19 protein-coding genes and 1 tRNA gene are annotated in these 16,161 nt (G+C 67.9%); 11 read left to right on the top strand and 9 right to left on the bottom strand.

Going from position 1 to position 16,161, the window contains the following annotated elements:
* Nucleotides 1–6 precede the first annotated feature (6 nt).
* Nucleotides 7–705, top strand: a complete 699-nt coding sequence (locus BLV57_RS18590) for a response regulator transcription factor (RefSeq protein ID WP_091290223.1) — start codon at nt 7–9, stop codon at nt 703–705.
* The gene (locus tag BLV57_RS18585; RefSeq protein WP_091290221.1) at nt 702–1,751 is read left to right on the top strand and encodes a sensor histidine kinase; all 1,050 of its coding nucleotides are present in this window, start codon (nt 702–704) and stop codon (nt 1,749–1,751) included. The genes BLV57_RS18590 and BLV57_RS18585 overlap by 4 nt, the downstream gene beginning before the upstream one ends.
* A gap of 3 nt (nt 1,752–1,754) precedes the next feature.
* On the opposite strand, the gene BLV57_RS18580 is transcribed toward BLV57_RS18585, so the two are convergent.
* Nucleotides 1,755–2,810 carry an NAD-dependent epimerase/dehydratase family protein gene (locus BLV57_RS18580; RefSeq protein ID WP_176968673.1) on the bottom strand — a complete coding sequence of 352 codons (1,056 nt, stop codon included), beginning with the start codon at nt 2,808–2,810 and terminating at the stop codon, nt 1,755–1,757.
* A gap of 116 nt (nt 2,811–2,926) precedes the next feature.
* Here BLV57_RS18580 and BLV57_RS18575 point away from each other — a divergent pair, with 116 nt between their 5' ends.
* Both BLV57_RS18575 and BLV57_RS43305 read left to right on the top strand, forming a co-directional pair.
* Nucleotides 2,927–3,427 (top strand): MogA/MoaB family molybdenum cofactor biosynthesis protein, encoded by a 501-nt coding sequence (locus BLV57_RS18575; protein WP_091290218.1) that lies wholly within the window; start codon nt 2,927–2,929, stop codon nt 3,425–3,427.
* A 50-nt stretch (nt 3,428–3,477) separates the two neighbouring features.
* A complete protein-coding gene (locus BLV57_RS43305; protein ID WP_091290216.1) occupies nt 3,478–3,645 on the top strand; it encodes a hypothetical protein in 168 nt (55 codons plus the stop codon).
* 7 nt (nt 3,646–3,652) lie between these two features.
* Here the strand turns inward: BLV57_RS43305 and mscL are convergent, their stop codons facing one another.
* The 4 genes from mscL to BLV57_RS18550 form a co-directional block, all read right to left on the bottom strand.
* Nucleotides 3,653–4,072 (bottom strand): large conductance mechanosensitive channel protein MscL, encoded by a 420-nt coding sequence (gene mscL, locus BLV57_RS18565; protein ID WP_091290214.1) that lies wholly within the window; start codon nt 4,070–4,072, stop codon nt 3,653–3,655.
* A gap of 26 nt (nt 4,073–4,098) precedes the next feature.
* On the bottom strand, nt 4,099–4,590 hold the full coding sequence (locus BLV57_RS18560) for a hypothetical protein (RefSeq protein ID WP_091290212.1): 492 nt from the start codon (nt 4,588–4,590) through the stop codon (nt 4,099–4,101).
* Nucleotides 4,591–4,726: 136 nt separating this feature from the next.
* Nucleotides 4,727–5,062: an FmdB family zinc ribbon protein gene (locus BLV57_RS18555; protein ID WP_091290210.1), complete on the bottom strand. Its 336-nt coding sequence runs from the start codon at nt 5,060–5,062 to the stop codon at nt 4,727–4,729.
* 89 nt (nt 5,063–5,151) lie between these two features.
* On the bottom strand, nt 5,152–5,742 hold the full coding sequence (locus BLV57_RS18550) for a 5-formyltetrahydrofolate cyclo-ligase (protein WP_091290208.1): 591 nt from the start codon (nt 5,740–5,742) through the stop codon (nt 5,152–5,154).
* Nucleotides 5,743–5,766: 24 nt separating this feature from the next.
* On the opposite strand from BLV57_RS18550, the gene BLV57_RS18545 reads away from it, so the two are divergent.
* The 6 genes from BLV57_RS18545 (at nt 5,767) to BLV57_RS18520 (ending at nt 10,742) form a co-directional block, all read left to right on the top strand.
* Entirely contained in the window at nt 5,767–6,672 is a 906-nt protein-coding gene (locus BLV57_RS18545; protein WP_091290207.1) for a UTP--glucose-1-phosphate uridylyltransferase, read from the top strand.
* Nucleotides 6,669–7,940 carry a molybdotransferase-like divisome protein Glp gene (gene glp / locus BLV57_RS18540; protein ID WP_091290205.1) on the top strand — a complete coding sequence of 424 codons (1,272 nt, stop codon included), beginning with the start codon at nt 6,669–6,671 and terminating at the stop codon, nt 7,938–7,940. Before BLV57_RS18545 ends, glp begins: the two co-directional genes overlap by 4 nt.
* Before the next feature lie 47 nt (nt 7,941–7,987).
* A complete protein-coding gene (locus BLV57_RS18535) occupies nt 7,988–8,605 on the top strand; it encodes a GNAT family N-acetyltransferase (RefSeq protein ID WP_091290201.1) in 618 nt (205 codons plus the stop codon).
* A 154-nt stretch (nt 8,606–8,759) separates the two neighbouring features.
* Nucleotides 8,760–9,560 (top strand): divisome protein SepX/GlpR, encoded by an 801-nt coding sequence (sepX, locus tag BLV57_RS18530; protein ID WP_091290170.1) that lies wholly within the window; start codon nt 8,760–8,762, stop codon nt 9,558–9,560.
* Between the two features lie 56 nt (nt 9,561–9,616).
* Nucleotides 9,617–9,689 (top strand) — tRNA-Ala (locus BLV57_RS18525).
* 264 nt (nt 9,690–9,953) lie between these two features.
* Nucleotides 9,954–10,742, top strand: coding sequence for a M48 family metalloprotease (locus BLV57_RS18520; RefSeq protein ID WP_245757375.1), 789 nt, complete (start codon nt 9,954–9,956; stop codon nt 10,740–10,742).
* On the opposite strand, the gene BLV57_RS18515 is transcribed toward BLV57_RS18520, so the two are convergent.
* From BLV57_RS18515 to BLV57_RS18505, 3 genes are all read right to left on the bottom strand, one after another.
* Nucleotides 10,739–12,952, bottom strand: coding sequence for a family 2 encapsulin nanocompartment cargo protein terpene cyclase (locus BLV57_RS18515; RefSeq protein ID WP_091290167.1), 2,214 nt, complete (start codon nt 12,950–12,952; stop codon nt 10,739–10,741). The two genes, BLV57_RS18520 and BLV57_RS18515, sit on opposite strands and share 4 nt — an antisense overlap.
* Before the next feature lie 126 nt (nt 12,953–13,078).
* Nucleotides 13,079–13,819, bottom strand: coding sequence for an ABC transporter permease (locus tag BLV57_RS18510; RefSeq protein WP_091290165.1), 741 nt, complete (start codon nt 13,817–13,819; stop codon nt 13,079–13,081).
* Complete coding sequence (locus BLV57_RS18505) at nt 13,816–14,751, bottom strand: ABC transporter ATP-binding protein (protein ID WP_091290163.1); 936 nt, start codon at nt 14,749–14,751, stop codon at nt 13,816–13,818. Before BLV57_RS18505 ends, BLV57_RS18510 begins: the two co-directional genes overlap by 4 nt.
* Before the next feature lie 145 nt (nt 14,752–14,896).
* Between BLV57_RS18505 and BLV57_RS18500 the strand changes: the two genes are divergently transcribed.
* Nucleotides 14,897–15,328: a MarR family winged helix-turn-helix transcriptional regulator gene (locus tag BLV57_RS18500; RefSeq protein WP_245757374.1), complete on the top strand. Its 432-nt coding sequence runs from the start codon at nt 14,897–14,899 to the stop codon at nt 15,326–15,328.
* A 44-nt stretch (nt 15,329–15,372) separates the two neighbouring features.
* Here BLV57_RS18500 and BLV57_RS18495 read toward each other — a convergent pair whose 3' ends face one another.
* A complete protein-coding gene (locus BLV57_RS18495; protein ID WP_091290160.1) occupies nt 15,373–16,113 on the bottom strand; it encodes a DUF2786 domain-containing protein in 741 nt (246 codons plus the stop codon).
* Nucleotides 16,114–16,161 lie beyond the last annotated feature (48 nt).

Below are 16,161 nucleotides of genomic sequence, written 5' to 3'. Positions count from 1 at the left end.
GCCCACATGGACGAGCAAGGCCGCGTGCTGGTGGTCGACGACGACGAGACCGTGCGCGACGTCGTCCGGCGTTACCTCGAGCTCGCCGGGTTCACGGTCGACATGGCCGGTGACGGCACCGAGGGGTTGAGCGTGTTCACCGCGCGGCCGCCGGACCTCGTCGTGCTCGACGTGATGATGCCCGGGATCAACGGCCTGGAGGTCTGCAAACGGCTGCGCCAGGTCAGCCAGGTTCCCATCGTCATGCTCACCGCGCTCGGCGAGGAGGAGAACCGGATCGCCGGGCTCCAGCTCGGTGCCGACGACTACGTCACCAAGCCGTTCAGCCCGCGGGAACTCGCGCTGCGTGTGACGTCGGTGCTGCGGCGCGCGCGGATGCCACGGCCTGAGCCCGCCGCCGAGGAACTCTCCGACGGGAACCTGACGTTGCAGATGGGCGCGCGGCAGGCGAGGCTGAACGGCGCCGAACTTCCCTTGACCACAAGGGAATTCGACCTGCTGGCGTTCTTCCTCGCGCACCCCAGTGTGGCGTTCTCGCGTGCCGATCTGCTGGAGAAGGTGTGGGGCTGGGACTTCGGTGACCAGTCCACGGTGACCGTTCATGTGCGGAGGCTCCGGGAGAAGATCGAGCCGGAGCCCGCGAAACCGGTGCGGGTGGCCACCGTCTGGGGTGTCGGCTACCGCTACGACTTGGGCAAGTCATGATCGGCTCCGACGAGTCCATGGCCGACATGCTCGCGCATGTCTGGCACATCCTGCCGTTCGCGTTGATGTTCGCGCTGCCCGTCGCGGCGATCGGCGCCGTCGTGCTGTATCTGCTGCGCCGCGGTTCCCTCGCCAGCACGATGACCGTGCTCGTAGTGATACCGGTGCTGGCGACGTTGGCGGGCGTGCTCGGGATCAGCCAGTTCATGTTCACGCCGATGCTCACCACCACGTTGCTCGTATGCCTGCTGGTCGGCCTGGTGACCGTGCCCGCGGCGGTGTTGCTCGGCAGGGCGATCGCACGGCGCACGGTCTGGGAACGCGAGGCCCGTGAGCGGGAACGCGCCGCCGAGGCGTCGCGGCGGGAGCTGGTGGCGTGGATCAGCCATGACCTGCGCAGCCCCCTTGCCGGGATCCAGGCGATGGCCGAGGCGCTCGCTGACGGTGTCGTGTCGGAACGCAGCGAGGTGGCGGACTACGCCCAGCGGATCAGCTGTGAGACGACACGGCTGTCCGGCATGGTCGGCGATCTGTTCGAGCTGTCGCGCATCACCGCGGGCGCTCTGCGGCTGACCATGTCCGCGGTTCCGCTGCGCGACGTCGTCAGCGACGCGATCGCCGCGCAGACTCCGGTCGCGGAGCAGAAGCAGGTGCGGCTGCGTGCCGATGCCGAGGCGTGGCCCGTCGTCACCGGCAGCGACCCGGAGCTGGCCCGGATCGTGCGCAACCTGGTGTCCAACGCCATCAGACACACACCGCCCGACGGGACGGTCGCGGTGCAGATCGGCATCAAGGACGGCGACGCGGTGCTCGCCGTCGACGACGGTTGCGGCGGCATCCCCGATGACGAGATCTCCCGCGTCTTCGATGTCGCGTTCCGCGGCACGCAGGCCCGCACGCCCGATCGATCCGGCACGACCACCGGCGGCGGGCTCGGTTTGGCGATCGCGAAGGGGCTCGTGGAAGCACATCAAGGTCAGATCGGGGTGCGGAACCACGGGCCAGGTTGCCGGTTCGAGGTCAGGCTCCCGCTCGCCGTCGGTTGAGCGCTAGACCGGTTCGCGTAGTTCGGCGCGCGCGAAGTCGGCGATGCCGTCCGCGAAGCTGGTCTGTGCTTTGAAACCGAGCAAGCGTTCGGCCCGAGCCGGGTCGGCGACGACGTGCCGGACATCCGCCGGCCTCGCGCCACCCACCACGACGGGTGCTGGGCCGTCGCACGCCTTGGCGAGTTCGGCCGCCAGTTCACCGACCGTGTGCGGCTGCCCGGAACACACGTTCACGGGAACGATGTCGCCGGGCGTCCCGTCGGCGCGCAGGGCGAGAACGTTCGCCATCGCGACGTCGTGGACGTGCACGAAGTCGCGTTGCTGCCGCCCGTCCTCCAGCACGGTCGGCGCCTCACCACGTTCCAAAGCGGACCGGAAAAGCGAGGCGACGCCCGCGTACGGCGTGTTCTGAGGCATCCGGGGTCCGTAGACATTGTGGTACCGCATCGCCCAGACGGTCCCGCCGGTCTGTCGTGCCCAAGCGCCTGCCAGATGCTCCTGTGCGAGCTTGGTCGCCGCGTAGGTGCTGCGCGGGTTCAACGGCGCGTCCTCCGGTACCAGCAGCCAGCTCAGCGCCTCGCCGCAGTCGCCACACGCCGGTTCGAACCTCCCCGCGTCCACATCGGACTGGCGGCGTGGCGACGGCGGCACGATGCCGTGGTCCGGGCAGGAGTAGCGGCCCTCGCCGTAGACCACCATCGACGACGCCAGCACCAGTTTGGACACTCCGGCCGCGTACATCCCGGCCAGCAGCACGGCCGTGCCGTAGTCGTTGTGCAGCGCGTACGACGGCGCGTCGGACGGGTCGACGCCGTGACCGACCACGGCGGCCTGGTGGCACACCGCGTCGACATCGGCCAGTAGCTCCTCGACGATCGCGGCGTCGGTGACGTCGCCGCGCAGGAAACGGTGCCGCCCGGTGTATCCCGGTGGCGTCCGCGATCCGTGCGCGGTGGGCAGCAGACTGTCCAGCACCACGACCTCGTCGCCGGCGTCGGCCAGCAGATCGGCGATATGGGACCCGATGAACCCGGCGCCGCCGGTCACAAGAACTCGCACGCCGATCACGCTAGGACCGCGAGGTCACCGTGGCCCGCCGAAGCGGCCGCACGTCATGGAATCGTCAGAACTCGCCCCGAATTCCCTCCGGTGGAAAACCGACTACGGTGGTGTCCATGGAACGCAGCGCACAACGGCTGGGCCGCGCACTGGTGGTCATCGTGGACGACCGCGTCGCCCATGGCGAACACGAGGACACGGCCGGCCCGCTGGTCACCGAACTGCTCGAAGAGACCGGCTTCATCGTCGACGGGGTCGTGGTCATCGACGCCGGCACCGCGGCGATCCGCAACGCACTCAACACCGCCGTGATCGGGGGCGCCGACCTGGTGATCACCGTCGGCGGGACCGGGGTCTCGCCGCGTGACCAGACGCCGGACGCGACTTCCGGTGTGCTCGACCGGCCGATCGCGGGCATCGCCGAGGCGCTGCGTGCCTCCGGCCTCGCCGCGGGCGCCGTCGACGCGGGCATCTCGCGTGGTGTCGCCGGCATCTCCGGCAGCACGCTCGTGGTCAACCTGGCAGGCTCCCGCTCCGCTGTGCGCGACGGCATGGCCACGCTCTCTTCGCTGGTGCCTCACATCATCAGCGAGCTCTCCGGCTTCGACGAGGAATGACCCGCAGGTCCCCACTCGGTCCTGACCGGACCGGGTGGGACCATGGAGTCATGCCTTCAGACCAGGACAAGCGCCCCGAGGACGTCAAGCGCCGGCTTGACGAGGTCTTCGGCGACGTCCTGCCGGAAACCACCTCGGACGAGCGCGACCCGCGGCCACCGAGCACGGACAGCGACTCGTGGTACCTCGAGAACCGTCCGCCTCATCACGACCGCTAGATCGTTCCTACTTGCCGTCGGCGGCCCGTCCGCTCCCGGCCTGCGCGCGCAGCAGGTCGCGGATCTCGATCAGCAGCTCGACGTCGGTCGGCTCGGCGGGGCCCGGCTCCTCGCCACGCTTGCGGCGCTCCTGGATGTGCTTCACCGGAAGCACGATCGCGAAGTAGACGACAGCGGCCACGATCACGAAGTTGATCGCCGCGTTGATCACGCCGCCGAAGTCCATGAACGTGGCGCCGTTCGCGCTCAAGATGCGGAAGCCGAGTCCCTGCGCGGCGTCCGAACCACCGATCGCGCTGATCAACGGCTTGATCAGCCCATTGGTGAACGCCGTGACGATCGTGGTGAACGCCGCGCCGATGACCACGGCCACAGCCAGGTCGACGACGTTGCCGCGCAGCAGGAAGTCCTTGAATCCCTTGATCATGTGAGCTCCTCGAAGCCGGGTGGGGGTTAGCGGAGCGTAACCGCTAACTCCTTTCCGAGCGACGAGGCGGCGACTTGTGTCGCGACATCGGCCGGCAGCGAAACCAAGACCATCGGGCCCTGGCCGGACGAGGGCGGGCCATGCCGGGCCTCGCCGTCCCATGTCCGCACTTGGACCACCGAGGCCATGCTGGCCAGCACTTGCCGGAGGCTCGGGCCTCGGCCGACGGAGACGAGATCGATCTTGGAACCGGGATGCAGCAGCTCCGCGACGGCGGCGTCGGCGAGCCGGATCGGCACGATCGACTCGCCGTCGGCGGCAGGCTTGATGACGGAGTCGGCAGCGGGCGCGGGCGGTGGGGTGGCGACGGCGGCGGGAGCAGGATCGCCGTGCCGGAGTTCGAACAACCCGGCGATCAGCAGGCCGACAGCGGTCGCCCGCCGGAGCAGGCGTGCCGGGCGCCCGCGAAGGCGGGCTTGCAGGTCGATGAGAAGAGCTGGCTTGCGCGGAATACGCATGACGATCCCCTTGCCGGTGTCAGGCGAAGGCTGGTCGCCCTCGCGCTGACATCGACGCTAGGACCGGCCCGGCAAGCCGGGAAAGGCCGGAAAAGCCAAGCTGTGGATAACTGGGTAGATGTGGATAACTCGGCCGTCAGGGAGCCGCAGTCGCCGTTTTTGTCGTACCCGAGGAGGAGGATGAGGAGGGGCTCGTAGTGCTCGTCGAAGAGGACGAGGACGAGCCGCTGTTCGAGGAGGTGCTCTTCGACTCGGTCTTCGCGGGCGCCGCGGCCGTCGTCGAAGCGGACTTCGAGTCGCGCGAGTCGGTGCGGTAGAAGCCGCTGCCCTTGAAGACCACGCCGACCGACCCGAATACCTTGCGCAGCGGCCCTGAGCACTGAGGGCACTCGGTGAGGCTCGCGTCGGAGAACGACTGCACGGCTTCGAACCGGTGATCGCATTCCTTGCACGCGTACTGGTAAGTCGGCACTGCTGCTCCTTAACGAACTGGCACTCGGTCGGCAAGAGTGCTAACCCAATTGTGCTTCACCGCATTCCCCGCGCGCAAACCCCCCTTGCTCACACCGGCCGGGGAACCAGGCCCTGACCTGGGGTCAGTGCCCCGCTCATGCGGACATCATGTGGTTCGGCAGGAAGCCGGCGCACCAGTTCGGCGTCCCGAACCACGGCCACCAGCTCGACGCCGGGCGCGGCGAAGACCAGCGATCGATCGTAGTAGCCCGCGCCGCGACCCAGCCGGACGCCATCGTCGTCGACCGCGAGTGCGGGAACCAGTATGAGGTCGGCGGCGCTGATCGCGTCCACCCCTAACCGGCTTCCTAAGGGCTCCTTGAGCCCTCGAAGCCGTCCTGGCCCGAGCGTCGCCGGGCCTTCGTACTGAGCCCATTCGAGCGGGCCTGGCGCGGCGGGGACGATCGGCAACAACACCCGTTTCCCCAGGTCCAGAAGTTGATCAAGGAGCGAAAGGGAGCCTGGTTCGCTGCCGAACGGAACGTAGGCGCACACGACGGAACCGGGTAGCCGCGATGCCGACGCCGCCAGCGCGGCGGCCTCCGCAGCGTGACTCTCCGCGTCCATTGAACGCCGTTCGGTGGTTATCTTGGACCGCCACTCGGTCTTACTCAGGTGCTCATTGCCCAGCCCGTGCACGAGGTCAGGTTAGGCTTTGCGCCCATGACGGGCGCAGCGACCAACCAGACGTTCCGAACCGCGATCGTGCCGGCCGCCGGGCTGGGTACGCGGTTCTTACCGACAACCAAGTCCGTGCCCAAGGAGCTGCTCCCGGTGATCGACACGCCGGCGATCGAGCTCGTCGCCAAGGAGGCGGCCGACTCGGGTGCGACCCGGCTGGTGATCGTGACCTCGCCCGGCAAGGAATCGGTGATCAACCACTTCCAGCACTCGCCCGAACTCGAGAACGAGCTGGAGAGCCGCGGCAAGACCGCGCTGCTGGCGAAGGTACGCCGCGGTCCCGACCTGATCGACGTCGAGGTGGCCATCCAGAAGCAGGCGCTCGGCCTCGGCCACGCTGTCGCGCAGGCCGAGCCGAACCTGACAGACGAGGACGAAGCCGTCGCCGTGCTGCTGCCCGACGACCTGGTGCTGCCCACCGGGGTGCTGGACCGCATGTCCGCGGTCCGCGCCGAGCGGGGCGGGAGCGTGCTCTGTGCGTTCGACATCCCCAAGGAGCAGATCTCGCCCTACGGCGTGTTCGACGTGTCCGACACCGATGACCCTGACGTCAAGCAGGTGCACGGGATGGTCGAGAAGCCGAAGCCGGAGGACGCGCCGTCGACCTACGCCGCGGCGGGCCGGTATCTGCTCGATCGGGCGATTTTCGACGCTTTGCGCCGCATCACCCCTGGTTCCGGTGGTGAACTGCAACTCACTGACGCGGTCGCGCTGCTCATCGCCGAGGGACACCCCGTTCACATCGTCGTCCACCGTGGCGGACGGCACGATCTGGGCAACCCTGGCGGCTTCCTGCGCGCGGCGGTCGATTTCGCGTTGGAGGACCCGGAGTACGGACCTTCACTGCGTGCCTGGTTGACCGAACGGATCGAGACCCCCCAGTCATGACGGAGCCCATCGGCGAGGCGGCCGAGACCGAATCCACGGCGGAGTTCCGTTCCGTCGACGAGCAGATCGCGCTGACACTGGACGCCGCCGTGCGGCCCCGGCCCGTGCGCGTGGCGATCTCCGAGGCGCAGGGCCTGCTGTGCGCCGAAGAGGTCGTCGCCGAGCACGCGTTGCCGGGGTTCGACCAGGCCGCCGTCGACGGTTACGCGGTGCGCAGCGTCGACGTGCGGAGCGCTGGCCAGGAGCCGGTTCAGCTGCCCGTCGTTGGCGAGATAGCGGCGGGCAGCCGCCAGCCCCGGCGGTTGCAGCCCGGGCAGGCGGTGCGCGTCGACACCGGTGCGCCGCTGCCCACGCTCGCCGATGCGGTCGTGCCGACCGCGTTCACCGACGGCCACCAGGCCAAAGTGACCGTGCACCGATCGGTGCCCTCGGCCGGTTACGTGCGCCGTGCCGGTGAGGACGTCCAGATCGGTGATGTCGCGGTGCGCAAGGGCGACACGATCGGCTCGGCGCAGGTGGGCCTGCTCGCCGCCGTCGGCCGTTCCAAGGTCCTCGTCTACCCGAGGCCGCGGGTCTCGATCGTCTCGGTCGGTGACGAACTCGTCGACATCGACCGCACGCCGTCGGTCGGTCAGGTCTACGACGTCAATTCGTACGCGCTCGCCGCCGCCGCGCGCGACGCCGGCGCTGAAGTCAGCCGGGTCGGGATCGTGTCGAGCGATCCGAAACGGCTGCGCGAGATCGTCGAAGGCCGTCTCCTGATGTCGGAGATCGTCGTCGTCGCGGGCGGCGCGGGTGGTTCGAGCGGCGACGAGGTGCACGCCGCGCTGTCCGACCTCGGCCGTATCGACATGACCCGGATCGCCATGCACCCCGGGTCGGTCCAGGGCTTCGGCAGGCTCGGTCCCGATTCGGTGCCCACCTTCCTCATCCCCGGCAACCCGATGAGCGCGCTCGTGGTGTTCGAGGTGCTGGTCCGGCCACTGATCCGGGCGGCGCGCGGCACCCGCAACCCACACCGGCGGATCGTCAGCGCACGGCTGCTGTCGCCGATCACCTCGACCAAGGGCCGGAAGGGCTTCCTGCGCGGGCAGCTGCTGCGCGACGAAGGCAACGGCGAGTACCTCGTCCAGCCGCTCGGCACCTCCGGCGCCCATCTGCTCGCCTCGCTCGCCGAGGCGAACTGCCTGATCAACATCGACGAGGACCTCACCGAAGTCGCCGCGGGCGAGCAGGTCAAGGTCACCTTCCTGGCGCAGCGGGCGTAGTGGCCAGGCCGGTTTACGACGTTGAGAGCCGTCACCCCGGCTGGCCGATGAAGCTCGGACCGCTCCAGGTCGCCGCCGGAACGGTCGCGCTGCGCCCGATCCGGCTGCGCGACGCGGGCGAGTGGAGCAAGGCGAGACTGCACGACCGGTCGCATCTGGAGAAGTGGGAGCCCAGCGCGCCGGGCTCGTGGGCCGACCGCAACGCGTTCCTGTCCTGGCCTTCGCAGTGGGCGGCGCTGCGCTCGCTCGCGCGGCGCGGCCAGTGCCTGCCGTTCGCGATCACCGTCGACGGCGCCTTCGCCGGTCAGATCACCGTCGGTAATGTGATCAGGGCCTCACTTCGGTCGGCCTGGGTCGGCTACTGGGTGTCGTCGAAGATCGTCCGCGGCGGCGTCGCGACGGCTGCGGTGGCTCTGGTCGCCGACCATGTCTTCACGGTCGGCGGGCTGCACCGGCTCGAGGCCACCGTGCGCCCTGAAAACACGCCCAGCCTGCGGGTTCTCGCCAAAGCGGGGTTCCGCGAGGAGGGGCTGTTCCGGCGCTATCTCGACGTCGCCGGCGGGTGGCGCGACCACCTCTGCTTCGCCATCACCTCGGAGGAGATCGGCGACGGGCTGGTCCCCAGGCTGGTGGCTTCGGGGCGTGCCGAGTACGCGGACCACTGATTACAAGGTCAACACCGTAATCGCGTTACCACATGGGGTGAGAATCACCTAATTCGGTGACGCCTTTTCCTGATCTAGATCGGCGAGCCTCCGTCCGATCTGTTACTCCTGTGACTAGCGTGACGACAGAAGTGGATCGGGGGAGGTGACGGGAGTGCCCAGTTCGTTGATCATCGTCGCACTGGCGGTGGCATGGCTCGTCGTTCTCGTGCCCATGGTCGCGCGCAAGCGCCAGCAGGTGGCACAGACCGCCGACTCGGCCTTGGCCGCCAGGGTGGTCCGAAGCGGGAGCGCACGCAGCGACGCACGGGAGGAGTTCGCCATGGCCCAGGAGCCGTCGGTCGAAGACGATCTCGCCGAGCTTGAAGCAGGCCTCGACGAAGACCTGGAAGAGGACGAACCGGAGCCGCTCCCACAGCCGAAGCGCGTGCCGGCCCGCTCCGACACCCCGCGTGGCTACCGGCCAGGCCGCGGCGGCTTCGACCCGGAAGCCGCGGAAATCGCGGCCAGGGCCAAGTACGCCTACCGCCAGCGCGTGGTCGTCGCGCTCCTGGTGCTCGTGGTCATCACGGCCGCCGTCGCCGGTTTCGTCTGGCCGCTGGCCTGGTGGGGCAACGGCGTCGCCGACTTCGTGCTGATCGCCTACCTCGGCTACCTGCGCCGCCAGGTCCGCATCGAGTCCGAGATCCGTGCCCGCCGCATGGCCCGCCACGGCCACGTCGGCGGTGGCGGACGCGTTCCCGTCCGCGAGCGGTTCGAAGAGATCGAAGAAGAGCCGCTCGAAGACATCGAGGTCGTCTCCGCGGCGCGCCGCGAGGTGGTCGAGCGCCGTCCGTCGCCCACCTCGCGGCTGCGGAGGCAGGCCGTCGTCGTCGACCTCGACGACGAGGACCCGGCGTTCCACGAGCTCGACGAGCCCGGGACAAGGCCGTTCAGGCGGGCTTCGGGGGAGTAGGACCCCCGCGCGCGAGGCTCCATGAGCCCTTGATAGGCTCATGGAGCTTCAAACGAGGGGCTGTAGCGCAGTTGGTAGCGCGTCTCGTTCGCATCGAGAAGGTCAGGGGTTCGATTCCCCTCAGCTCCACAATTAGGTGGCTCGTGCCCGCAGAGGGCGCGGGCCATTTTTTGTGGAGCTGGTGTTTATGTGGGGGCCGAGCCCCCACGCCCCCGCCGGGAGGGCTGCGCCCCCCGGACCCCCTCAGTTGGTGGGTTGCGTTGACGTTCAAGGTTGCGGTGTGCTTTGGCGTTGAAGCTTGGTGGAGGGGCTTGAATGGTCGAGCGGCCGGGTGGGGCTGTGGTGTCGGCGGTTTTGCTGGCTGCGCCGGTTGTTGTGGGTAGTGCCGTTGGCATGGCGCTGATCGGGCGGCTGGTGTGGGCGGAACAGGCTTGGGTGGTCCCGGTCGCTTGGGGGCTGGCAGGGGGCGTGATGTTCGTGCCGTCCGTGGAGAACGTGCTCGGGTGGGTGATGTTCGATATGCGGCGGCCCACGCCCGCGGAATTGCGGAAGCTGGAGCCGTCGTGGCAGGCCGTTTGTGAGGCCGCGGGGACCGATGGCGGGCGGTACCTGCTGTGGATCGAGCATTCGCGGGCGCTCAACGCGTTCGCGGCCGGTGGGCGGATGGTGGCCGTGACTAAGCCGGCGCTGACGTTGCCTGAGCGGTACCTCGAGGCGATCCTGGCGCACGAGCTAGGACATCACCTGTCCGGGCACGCGCGGATTTCGTTGCTGCGGTGGTGGTACGAGCTGCCCGCGCGGGCGACGATCCTGCTGGCGCGGTTGGTGGCGGTCGTGGTGGTCGGGGTCGCTCGGGTCTTCGTGCCGTTCGGGCGGGTGGTGGCGGTGCTGGTTTCGGTGCTGCTGACACTCGGGTTGCTGACGGGGCTCGCGTTTCTCAATCCCTGGCTGCTGGTGATCCCGCTGCTGAGTCCGGTGCTGGCTTGGTCCCGGCGGCTTGGGGAGTACGAGGCGGACAGGACCGCCGCGCGGCTTGGGTACGGGCCGGTGCTCGTCCAGGTGCTGAGTGCGTGGCTCGCGGAAAGCGGCGGTGATCGGCGGCGGATGCGTGATCGGGTGTTCGCCAGTCATCCGGCGCATATCGACCGAATCAAACGGCTGCGGGAGCTCCAGGGGCGTTAGCTCGCGGCGGCCTTCCTGAGACGCGCGGCTGAGGTGCCGAGGCCGATCGGGCCGCTGCTGAAGGCGGAGAGCCGCGGTGGTGCGAAGTTCTCGCGCAAGGCGTTCTCGTGGTAGCGATCGCAGCCTTCGTGCCAGTTCAGGATTCCGGCCATCCAGTCTTTCAGCTCGTCCGCGTAACGGTTGAGCGTCGCGCGGGCGTCCGCGTCGAGCCGGTAATCCTCGAAGAGCACGGGGAGTTCGATGTCGACGGTGTGCTCGAACTGGCGCATCCGGGCGGTCATCAGGTTGTTGACGACTTCGGCCGCGCGGGTCATGTCGCAGTTCAGGAAGTTCTGGACCACCAGGACGGCGTTGTGCACTTCGCCTTCGTATTGGATTTCCTTCTGGTAGGAGAAGATGTCGTTGAGCATCGCCGCGTAGTCGATCGCGGAGTTCTCCATGTTCTGGATGGTCCGTGTGCGGTAGATCTCCGGCGGTATGGACTTCCCGTGTGACAGCCTGCTGAGACTGGTCGTCAGGTCGGCGCCGAAGGTCCGGCGCCGCATCTCGACATAGTCGACCGGGTCGGGGACGCGGTTCGCGTGCTGGTTCCGCAGTTCCCAGAGCCAGCTGTCGAGCATGACTTCGACGGCGTCACGGAACATCTTGCGTGACTCGATCGGCATCGGGGACGCGGTGCGGCGCCAGAGGTCGGCCAGCCCGCGTTCCAACGCATTGGCCGGCGGCGTGGCGATGGCCGACTCGATTGGCATGAACTGCTTGAGTCGCTCGGTGCAGGCCTTGCCCGCCGCGAAGTTGCCTGTCCGGCCGAAAACGACGGGGTAATAGTCGTCGCCGTAGGTGCCCCAGGAGAGCCAGTCGGCGGACAGGTCGAGCTCCTCGGCGGTCGCGTCGGGGTCGAGGCCGGCCGAGCACAGGGCGAAGTCGTAGTTGCGGGCCTTCTTTTCGGTCCAGATGTAGGGAGCTTCGTCGAACACGCCCATTTCGTGCAGCCAGGTGATGGCGTGCTCGCGGGAATGATCCAAGTGAGGGGAGAGTGAGAGCTTGAAGGGCATGTAGAACTTCGGCAGCGGAAGGTGGCCGACCGGTTTGAACCGCGGGTGCGTGAAGCTGCGGATCCGTTGCGGTGCGGTGGAAATCAGGGATGACGTGATGTGTGCTGCCGACGTGCCCAGTCCGCTCGGGCCGTTCAGCAGTGACGGCGTGGGTTGGCCGCCGCCGTTCATGTACCGGCTGGATCGCATGTGCCATTCGTGGCCGCCGGATTGCCAGTCCTGCAGGCCTTTCGCGTACGCGAGGACGGCCAGCCTGCCTTCCGCGTCGATGCCGTGCTCGTCGAGCAGCGGGGGCACCTCGGTGAGCGCAGTGTGCTCGAACTGGTGCAACCGCGAGGTCAGCAGGTCGTTGACGGCCTCGGCCGCGTCCTGTGTCGGGATGTCCAGGAACTTCTCGAACACCAGCACGCCGTTGCTGAGCTCGCCTTCGTCGAGCACCTCGCGCTCGTAGGAGAACAAGTCGTTGCGCAGGTGGACGGCGTCGGAGAAGGTGTCGCGCAGTACTTCGAGCGGACGGGTGCTCGCGATCGACGCGGGCACCTCGAGACCGGTGGCGTGCTCGACGAGGTTCGCCGACCAGGGCGCGCCGCCGACCTTGCGGCGCATCTCGATGTACTCGATGGGGTTCGACAGCCGGTTTTCGCTGATATTGGCCAATTCCCACAGCGACTCGTCGAGCAGGTGCTTGGTGTTGTAGGCGTATCGGCGGCGCCAGTCGGCCGAGTGCGAGCCGACCGTGCGGGTCCACAGATCGGCGAGCCCGCGTTCCACCGGGTTGGCGGGGGTCTCGGTGATCGGGCCGTCAACGGGCATGAAGGCGGGCAGCCGGTTGAGATATTCCTTGGCACCGGCCAGATCCGGGTTGCGCTTGTACAGTTCGACGAAGTGGTCGTCGAAGTAGAAGACCCAGACGTACCAGTCGGTGATCAGGTCGAGCGTGGTGCTGTCGCAGTCCGGATGGGTGTAGGCGCAGAGCAAGGCGTAGTCGTGCGAGTCGAGGTCGTGCTCGTCCCAGATGACCGTCCCGTGCTGGGGCACGTCGATCATGTCCATCTCGTACGCCCACGCCTTGCTGTGCGTACGCGCCTGTTCCAGGTTCGGGTTCAGCCTCGCGGGATAGGGCATGTAGAACTCGGGCAGCTGGAACGGCTGCATAGTCTCTGCTACCTCATGGTTCTCTGACGACATCCCGCTGGGACATCTTCTTAGGACAGTGCCGTCCTTGATCATTCGGGGCGGCGGCTGTGCTGTCGATCGGCCGAATGAGCGACGGGCACTCGTTCACTGGGAAGCCTTCGGTAACGCCCTCGCGGCCAAGGCGAGGCCTAGCACGGCTGTCCCTGTGGCCGCGACGATGCCGTATGCACCCGATGTGGTGAATTCGCCCGCGAAAAGTGCGCGCTCGGCGTTGACGACGTAGGTCAGCGGGTTGAGATGCGCGACCGTGGTGAGCCACTTCGGAGCGGTGTTCAGCGGCAGGAGGATGCCAGAAGTGAGCAATAGCGGGAAAAGCAGGAACTCCTGGACGGAGTAGAAGAGCGCCTGCTGCTTTCTCGACGCGATGGCCAGCGCCATCGACAGCGCACCGAGGCCGAGGCCGAACCCGACGAGGATCAAGAGTCCTATGAGGACACCGGACAGATGAAGACGGAAGCCGAGTGGGATCGCGATGCCGATGATGAGCGCGGCTTGGATCACCAGCGTCAGGACCTCTTTGGTCATACGCCCCAACAGAAGTGAGGTCCGGGTCAGCGGTGTGACGAGCAAGCGGTCCATCGATCCGGTGCTCAGTTCGGTCATCAGCGTCCAGCCGATACCGGTCGTGCTCGACAGCGCGAGCATGACCAGGATGCCCGGCACGAACCATTGCCAGGAACCGGCCGTGACCCCCGAAAGCAGCGAACCGAAGAGGAACAGGAAGACCAGGGGCTGCAGCATGCCGAAGACGAGACCGATCGGATTCCGCAGCTGCGGGCGGATCTCCCGGGAGAAGACGATGCCGGTGCCGGTGAGCGTGGTCATGCGGGTGCCCCTTCGCGGATGCTGCGGCCGGTGAGTGCCAGGAAGACGTCGTCGAGGGTCGGGCGGCGGACTTCGGCGGTGTGCGCTTCGACGGTCTTGAGGAATTCCGGCAGTACCTTGTTTCCTTGCGGTACCCGGAATTCGACCGTCGAGCCGTCGCTCGTGAGGTCGCGGGCGGCCGGGATGCGGGCGGCGGCGCGGAGCGCGACATCGGGATCCGGGGTGGTGACCGTGACGAGGTCGCCCGCCATCTCGGCCTTGAGGTTCTCGGCAGTGTCGTCGGCGATGATCCGGCCGTGGTCGATGACCATCACCCGCTCGGCCATCGCGTCGGCCTCGTCGAGATAGTGCGTGGTCAGGAAGATCGTGGTGCCGGATTCGGCCCGCAGCTTCAGGATGTGCTCCCACAGGTTCGCCCGGTTCTGCGGGTCGAGACCGGCCGACGGTTCGTCGAGGAACAGCAGGTCCGGGCGGTGCATGAGGCCGAGCGCGATGTCGAGCCGGCGTCGCTGCCCGCCGGACAAGGTCCCGGCTGTGCGATTCGCCAGTGATTCGAGGTCGAGGGTGGCGAGCAGTTCCTCGGTGCGTTCGCGGGATTCCTTGGGAGACAACGCGTAGCAGCGTCCTTGAGTGAACAGCTCGTCGCGGACGCGGAAGTACGCGCCCGCGCCGTTGCCTTGGCCGAGGTAGCCGATCTTGCGGCGTACGGCGGCCGGGTCGCCGGCGACGTCGTGCCCGGCGACTGTCGCCGATCCGGACGTCGGTGGCAGCAAGGTCGTCAGCATGCGCAGGCTGGTGGACTTTCCTGCGCCGTTCGGCCCGAGAAAGGCGACCAGCTCGCCGGGACCGACGTCGATATCGAGGCCGCGGACGGCCTCGACGGTTTCACGCTTGACCCGGAAATGCCTGGTCAACCCCCTGGTGCGGATCACTTGTGCCTCCTTGGCGTGTACTTGGTCAGGGCATGACGAGGGAACGCCGGTACTCGGCGTTCGATGCTCGGGAAGGAAGAAAGCCCGAAAAGAGTACGCCGACATGAAAAATTATCGTCAGGGTCCCTGACATAGAATTCTGCCTGTGAAGCCTTCGATCCCTTATCTGCTGGCGTACGCGTTCACGCTCGCGAGCCGTCGTGCCGACGAGGAGCTGCGTGAGCATGGCCTGACGGTCCGGCAGTTCGGGTTGCTGATGCAGCTGCGGCTCGAGCCCGAGCTCACGATGGCGGAGCTGGCGCGGCAGCTCGGGATCTCCCGGCAGTCACTGCACGAGATGGTCGGTGAACTGGAACAGGCGGGGCATCTGCGCCGCGAGCCGGGCGCGACCGGGCGGACCTTGCGGCTCACGCTGGTGCCCGGGACGGCGAGGCTGCTCTTCGACGCGCACGGGCCACTGATGCGCGCGGAAGAGGATTTCCTGCGGGGTATGGGAAAACGTGAGATCGAGACGCTTCGCGTACTGCTTCAGCGTGTGCTCGCGCACGCGACCGACGACGAGGCTTGGCTCGCTTGAGTGTGGTTCAGCGGGCTTCATCCCGGGGGACGAAGCCCGCTGTCTCACCTTCCACGGGGAAGCGCGGCTCGGTTGCCCGAACCGAGGCCGGTCGGGTTGAGGTTGGCGCGTTCGCCCGCGCTGTGGCCGTCGAGATAGCCACTGCCGGTCAGGCGGCGGCGCGGCGCTGAGCGCAGGTTGCCGTACTTGGCGTCGTAGGCGTCTTCGACCAGTGTGTTGCGGTCTCGCACGACGAGCGCGGCGGATTTGGCGCCGGGTTCCGTCGGGTGCGCACGGGCGGCGCGCTCCTCGGTCGCCTTCAGGCGCAGGTAGACCGCGGTGGCGAAGCCGGTCAGCCAGGTGCGCCGGTAGGCGGCGACCGTCTCGAATCCCGCACGGAACCCGTCCGGGCGGACCCGCGTGAGCTGGGTGGTCGCCTGCAGCAGCAGGCTCGTGTACAGCAGTTCGACACGCTCCAGGTCGGACCGGAAGCCGAACACGGTGACGTCGGTGACCGACTGACCCCACCGGTGCAGGAGCGCGCGGCAGCGCAGCGGGTGGGCGATGTTGGTCAGCAGGGTCGCCTTGTCCCTGCTGTACGGATTGCCCATGGTGATCTTGATGGTGGTGATCTCGTCGGTGCGTGCTCCGGAGTCGGCGAGCATGGCGCTATCGATGCCGTAGCGGGCGATCAGCTCCGCGGCCTTGGTGTTGTATGACTCGGCTTCGGCCTCGGTCACACCCGGGTCTTCCGCCTTCGCCAGCAGCTTGCGGACCTTGGCGAGCAGGGTCTCCTGGTCGGACATGGTCCCCCCTTTCTCGGTTTCGCGACTGCTTCCTTCCTACCCGGATGG

Source organism: Amycolatopsis xylanica (assembly GCF_900107045.1).
GTDB lineage: Bacteria > Actinomycetota > Actinomycetes > Mycobacteriales > Pseudonocardiaceae > Amycolatopsis > Amycolatopsis xylanica.
The sequence above is the reverse complement of the archived record's forward strand: the minus strand, read 5'-3'. Positions and strand labels throughout refer to the sequence as shown.

Coding starts and splice junctions, on each gene's coding strand:
- BLV57_RS18590 (WP_091290223.1), top strand. CDS start 7: ATGGACGAGCAAGGCCGCGTGCTGGTGGTCGACGACGACGAGACCGTG.
- BLV57_RS18585 (WP_091290221.1), top strand. CDS start 702: ATGATCGGCTCCGACGAGTCCATGGCCGACATGCTCGCGCATGTCTGG.
- BLV57_RS18575 (WP_091290218.1), top strand. CDS start 2,927: ATGGAACGCAGCGCACAACGGCTGGGCCGCGCACTGGTGGTCATCGTG.
- BLV57_RS43305 (WP_091290216.1), top strand. CDS start 3,478: ATGCCTTCAGACCAGGACAAGCGCCCCGAGGACGTCAAGCGCCGGCTT.
- mscL (WP_091290214.1), bottom strand. CDS start 4,072: ATGATCAAGGGATTCAAGGACTTCCTGCTGCGCGGCAACGTCGTCGAC.
- BLV57_RS18560 (WP_091290212.1), bottom strand. CDS start 4,590: ATGCGTATTCCGCGCAAGCCAGCTCTTCTCATCGACCTGCAAGCCCGC.
- BLV57_RS18545 (WP_091290207.1), top strand. CDS start 5,767: ATGACGGGCGCAGCGACCAACCAGACGTTCCGAACCGCGATCGTGCCG.
- glp (WP_091290205.1), top strand. CDS start 6,669: ATGACGGAGCCCATCGGCGAGGCGGCCGAGACCGAATCCACGGCGGAG.
- BLV57_RS18535 (WP_091290201.1), top strand. CDS start 7,988: ATGAAGCTCGGACCGCTCCAGGTCGCCGCCGGAACGGTCGCGCTGCGC.
- BLV57_RS18520 (WP_245757375.1), top strand. CDS start 9,954: ATGGCGCTGATCGGGCGGCTGGTGTGGGCGGAACAGGCTTGGGTGGTC.
- BLV57_RS18515 (WP_091290167.1), bottom strand. CDS start 12,952: ATGCAGCCGTTCCAGCTGCCCGAGTTCTACATGCCCTATCCCGCGAGG.
- BLV57_RS18510 (WP_091290165.1), bottom strand. CDS start 13,819: ATGACCACGCTCACCGGCACCGGCATCGTCTTCTCCCGGGAGATCCGC.
- BLV57_RS18495 (WP_091290160.1), bottom strand. CDS start 16,113: ATGTCCGACCAGGAGACCCTGCTCGCCAAGGTCCGCAAGCTGCTGGCG.